Here is a 5199-nt window from a genome sequence, read left to right as displayed (position 1 = left end):
TCCCCTCTGATGCGTTGACTATAAGCAGTCCCTAGATTATTTTGTATTACTGCCCAATCTTCAGGAAAAGCATCACGGGTATAGACTTCTAAAGACTGGTTATAAGCAACAACAGCTAACTCTAAATTTTCTGCCCATTCCCCTCTGATGCGCTTACGATAAGCATTCCCCAGATTATTTTGTATCCTTGCCCATTTTTCAGGAAAAGCTTGACGGGTATATACTTCTAAGAGGGTCTGATAGCCTGTAATAGCAATTTCTGGATTATTAGCCCAACTTCCCAAGGGAAAATTTTGAATATCAACACATAAATTCTGAATCACCCCGACAATACCCGCCACTTCTTCTGGTTTCCCTTGAGAAAACACATTTCTAGCCCATTGTTGCAACAGTTGGGCAAAGATATCATCTAACAGATGTTGACCGCGTTGTAGGATAGGATAAACCACCGTAGGATCGCTATTACTGTCATATTCTGCTTGTAAGACTTCTGATAAAAACTTCTGATATTCCTCTATACTTCCCGCTTGAGGGTTGAGAAACTGCCCCAATTGTTGCACCATATCGCGTAACCAAGATGATGTGATGGACTATGATTTTTTCGACAGACCGACCCTATGAATATACTAATTAAAAAAAGGTGGGTTAAGTCCCACCTTAATAACTGATTAGGATTTTTGGCTGAAATAGGCCTCTAGCGCCTCATTGATGATTTGATTCATCGGCCGTTTTTCCGTTTCCGAAGCTTCCTTGAGACGGACAAACATATCATCGGGGACGCTGACACGGTTTTGATTTTTACGCACGCGTTTGGGTTTTGATTCAGTGGTAGTAGTTTCGGTCATTTTAGGTGTGTAGGTGGCTGAAAATGCTTGTAAAGCAGGGAAATTGACTCGATGACAGAATTCTCCGAAGGTTTCGTTATTTTGTTGATCCTGTTGGAAGTAAACAAAAATCGGTTCTAAGACCTTTTCTAGATCATCGATCGCCATTTTATCCAAATAGGGGCGCGCTAGTCGAGTTTGATCGGCTGTTCCCCCTAACCAGAGTTGGTAGGAATTGGGAGCGCTACCCACAAATCCTAATTCTGCCATATAGGGACGCGCGCAGCCATTAGGACATCCTGTCATGCGGATGACAAATTCCTCTTTGCTTAATCCTAAGCGATTAAGCAGGGCGCGAATGCGTTCAATCACGCTGGGTAAAATTCTTTCTGACTCAGTAATCGCTAATCCACAGGTAGGCCAAGCGGGACAGGCCATGGCATAACGGGTTAAAGGGTCAATTTCGGCGGGATTGGTGACAATTCCGTGTTCTTTCAGGATCGCCTCGATCGCTTGTTGATCCTGGGGTTCGATGTCGTAGAGAATGATATTGTGGTTAGCCGTCAAGCGCATGGGTAACTGAAAACGCTCGATAATCACTTTTAAGGCGGTTTTTAGCTGAAAACTGCCTTCATTTTTGACCCGGCCATTCTCCACAGAAAGACCAAAAAATAATTTTCCGTCTCCCTGTTCATTCCATCCCAAAAAGTCTTGATATTTCCAGTCGGGGAGGGGTTGGTAGGGGGCAATTTTTTGACCGAAATAACCCTCAACAGTGCTGCGGAATTTTTCTACTCCCCATTCTTCGAGGATATATTTCATTCTCGCATGACGACGCTCGCCGCGATCACCGTAATCCCTTTGGGTTGCCACGATCGCTTTTACCAGATCGTACACCTCTTCTTTGTCCACATAACCGATCGGATCGGCCATTCTGGGGAAAGTTTCCTCCTTATTGTGGGTCCTTCCCAGTCCACCCCCCGCAAGGATGTTAAAACCTCGCAATTCCCCGTTTGCATCGGTAATCACCACCAAACCGAGGTCATTGGTGTAGATATCGATGGAGTTGTCTCCGGGTACGGTGACACCGATCTTGAACTTACGGGGCATATAATGTTGACCGTAGATCGGTTCGATCGGATCGTTTTTGTTAATGCCATTTGTATCTTTTTGTCTCGATGCCTTGACTTCTGGGGCTTCTTCTGCACTGATAACTTTTTCGCCATCGAGCCAAATTTCGTAGTAGGCTCCAGTTTGGGGACTGAGCAAATCGGCGATATTATTGGCATATTCCCAAGCATAGCCGTATTCGGGGCGATTTTTGTAGGGGGCTGGCGGTGCGGTGACATTGCGGTTAACATCACCACAGGCCGCTAAAGTGGATCCCATACTGCGAATAATTTCCCCGAGGGTAGCTTTGAGATTTTTCTTTAAAATGCCGTGTAATTGGAAGCCTTGGCGGGTTGTCACCCGTAAAGTGCCGTTACCATAGCGATCGGACAAACTATCGAGGGTAAGATATAGTTGCGCGGGAATAAACCCCCCCGGACTGCGGGTACGCAACATCATTTGATAGTCTTTTTCTTGACCTTTGGTTCTATTGTCGCGATTATGCTGTTGATAGGAACCGTGAAACTTGAGGATCTGCACCGCCGCATCGGTAAAATGAGTTGTATCTTCGAGGAGTTCACTGGCCAAAGGTTCTCGTAGATAATTACTGCGTTCTTTGATACCTTCGACTTTAGAAACCTTGGCGGTAGGAGAAATAGGAGTTGTAACCATCGTCTAACAGCACGATAACCTGTGGATAGGTCTTAGGAATAGGAATTTAGACAAGCTCGATCGATCCTAAGAAGTTTTACTAAGATGATCTCTAGAGTTCGTTCCAGACTCTGAGGTTAACAGTAGCGATCGAGACCTTAATTCTATCTTAGCTTCTTACCGTCCCCCGCGAACGCCATCTACCGATCGAATTTTTATGACCAATTCTCCCAACATTAAAACGGTTATTAGTCAAGAACCCTACATTATTCTTAACAATCAGGGAGAAATTCTCCCTTCTATTAATCTGAGTCGTCCTAATTATAAATTGGGACGGGATGATCAACAGGTGGATTTAGTTGTTCCCCCACACTGGACGGTGGTGAGTCGAGTCCAAGCTTGTTTTCGTCGTCAGGGAGATGATTACTATATCTACGATGGAGACGGAACTAATCCTAGTTCCAATCAACTTTTTATCAACAATCGCGTCATTACCCCCAAAGAGGGCCATCTTTTACAAAATGGGGATGAGATTAATATCGGTCAAGATGCCAAAAATTCGGTCAAGATTACCTATTATCATCCTAACCAACTGGTAAAAAGCCCCCCTTTAGCTTTTAAATCGGTTTCCCTAGGCCATCGCAGTGTAGTTTTAGGACGAGATAATGCTGCGACTGTGGTTTTAGACGCGCCGACAATTTCCCGACAACACGCGATTATCGACAGCGATAACCAAAATCGTTATATTCTCCACGACCAAAGCACCAATGGAGTCTTTATCGACGGACAAAAAGTATCGGGTAGTGCCATTTTAACCAACGGTTGTACGGTGAGAATCGGCCCCTATAGTTTTTGTTTGCAGGGAGATGAATTAGTTTTATTAGATACGGGGGATAATATCCGTCTAGATGCCGAAAATATCGTCAGGATGGTGCGGGATAAAAAGAAACAACCCTTGATAATTCTCAATCATATCTCCTTACCGATCGAACCGAGTCAATTAGTGGCGATTGTCGGGGGAAGTGGTGCGGGAAAATCGACTTTATTAAAGACTTTATTAGGAATTGAACCCACCACCTCCGGGACAGTTTATCTGAATGGGGAAGAGCTGCGCCAGAATTTTAATATCTATCGCACCCAAATCGGTTATGTTCCCCAATACGATATCGTTCACAGGGATTTAACTGTGGGAGAAGTGTTATATTATGCCTCTAAATTAAGGCTACCTCCGGATATTAATTGCCAAGAAGTGATCGAGAAAACCCTGCAGCAGGTGGAATTGTTAGCAAGAAGAAATACTTTAGTCAGAGACTTAAGTGGTGGTCAGTTAAAAAGGGTGAGTATTGCGGTAGAATTATTAGCCAATCCCAAATTATTCTTTTTAGATGAACCCACCTCGGGATTAGACCCCGGTTTAGATAAAAAGATGATGGAACTGCTGGCAAAATTGGCCAAAGAAGGCAGAACAATTCTCCTAGTCACCCATGCTACTAATAATATCAATCTCTGCGATCGATTAGTTTTTCTCGGTCAAGGGGGCAATTTATGTTATTTTGGTTCTCCGGGGGAGGCCTTAAATTTTTTCTCTTTACCTCAGGGGGATTTTGCCGATATTTATATTCATCTGGAAACTAGCGAAAAAGTTGAGCAAGAATGCCAACGTTTCCAACAATCCAACTACTACAAAAATAATATTGAAGCAAGAATAGGTAAAGTATTTCAGCAAAATAAGAGTAAACCGCAACAGGTTCAACAGTCTTTTTGGCTACAACTACAGGTTTTATGTCAACGCTATAGCCAATTAATTATCCGCGATCAGGTTAGTTTAATTTTATCCCTATTAACCGCCCCGATCGGAATTTTATTAATGGCCATGGTTTTAGGGGACGAAAATCCTTTATTTTTGGGGGATAATCCCAGTTTTGAGCAGGCTATCCAATCCGCACCTTTAGCCTTAAAAACTCTCTTTGTTTTTACCTGCGCGGAATTATGGGTAGGTTTTGCCTGTTCCCTACAGGAAATTGTCAAAGAATCGCCAATTTATCGGCGAGAAAGATTAGTTAATCTGGGATTATTACCCTATTTATTGTCAAAAAGTCTGGTTTTAGCAGCCTTAGCTTTTCTGCAAACAATTGTCATTACCTGCGTGATATTTTGGGGATTTACTGACCCGCAACCGGAATTAATGACTTGGTTAATTGGCTGTTTTATTACCACATTTTTAACTATATTTGCGGCAATTAATCTCGGTTTATTAATTTCTGCTGGCGTTAGTAATATCACCCAAGCAAATAGTGCCTTACCTTTAATTTTAATCCCTCAGATTATCTTTGCTGGGGTATTATTTAACTTAGAATATCTGGGAAAATATCTATCATGGTTGATGATTAGTCGCTGGTCAATTGCTGCCTACGGTGTATTAGTAGAGGTGGAAGCTATGATTGCAGAAGCGAAAGAACAAAATAGTTTTAATTTCCCTTTACCCTTTGAGGATGCCAATCAAGTTTATCAATTATCTATCAATAATTTGTTATTGAATTGGGGAGTATTAATTCTTCATTCTCTTATTTATTTTCTCCTTACCTATTGGTGGCAAAAAAGAAAAGATATTTTA

The 5199-nt window shown here is 42.5% G+C and carries 2 protein-coding genes and 1 pseudogene; 1 reads left to right on the top strand and 2 read right to left on the bottom strand.

Annotation, left to right across the window (positions count from 1 at the left end):
• Positions 1 to 563 (bottom strand): annotated as a pseudogene (locus MICAI_RS19275) (tetratricopeptide repeat protein); the annotation flags it as partial.
• Positions 564 to 668: 105 nt separating this feature from the next.
• Entirely contained in the window at positions 669 to 2606 is a 1938-nt protein-coding gene (gene sir, locus MICAI_RS19270; RefSeq protein ID WP_008206117.1) for a sulfite reductase, ferredoxin dependent, read from the bottom strand.
• A gap of 196 nt (positions 2607 to 2802) precedes the next feature.
• On the opposite strand from sir, the gene MICAI_RS19265 reads away from it, so the two are divergent.
• Positions 2803 to 5199 (top strand): ATP-binding cassette domain-containing protein (locus MICAI_RS19265; RefSeq protein ID WP_039900534.1); only part of this gene is annotated, 2397 nt, incomplete at its 3' end.

Origin of the sequence: Microcystis sp. T1-4 (assembly GCF_000297435.1) — a bacterium.
Taxonomy (GTDB): domain Bacteria; phylum Cyanobacteriota; class Cyanobacteriia; order Cyanobacteriales; family Microcystaceae; genus Microcystis.
The sequence above is the reverse complement of the archived record's forward strand: the minus strand, read 5'-3'. Positions and strand labels throughout refer to the sequence as shown.

Bases quoted from the DNA above. Each gene is read 5' to 3' on its own strand.
- sir (WP_008206117.1), bottom strand. From the start codon at position 2,606: ATGGTTACAACTCCTATTTCTCCTACCGCCAAGGTTTCTAAAGTCGAA.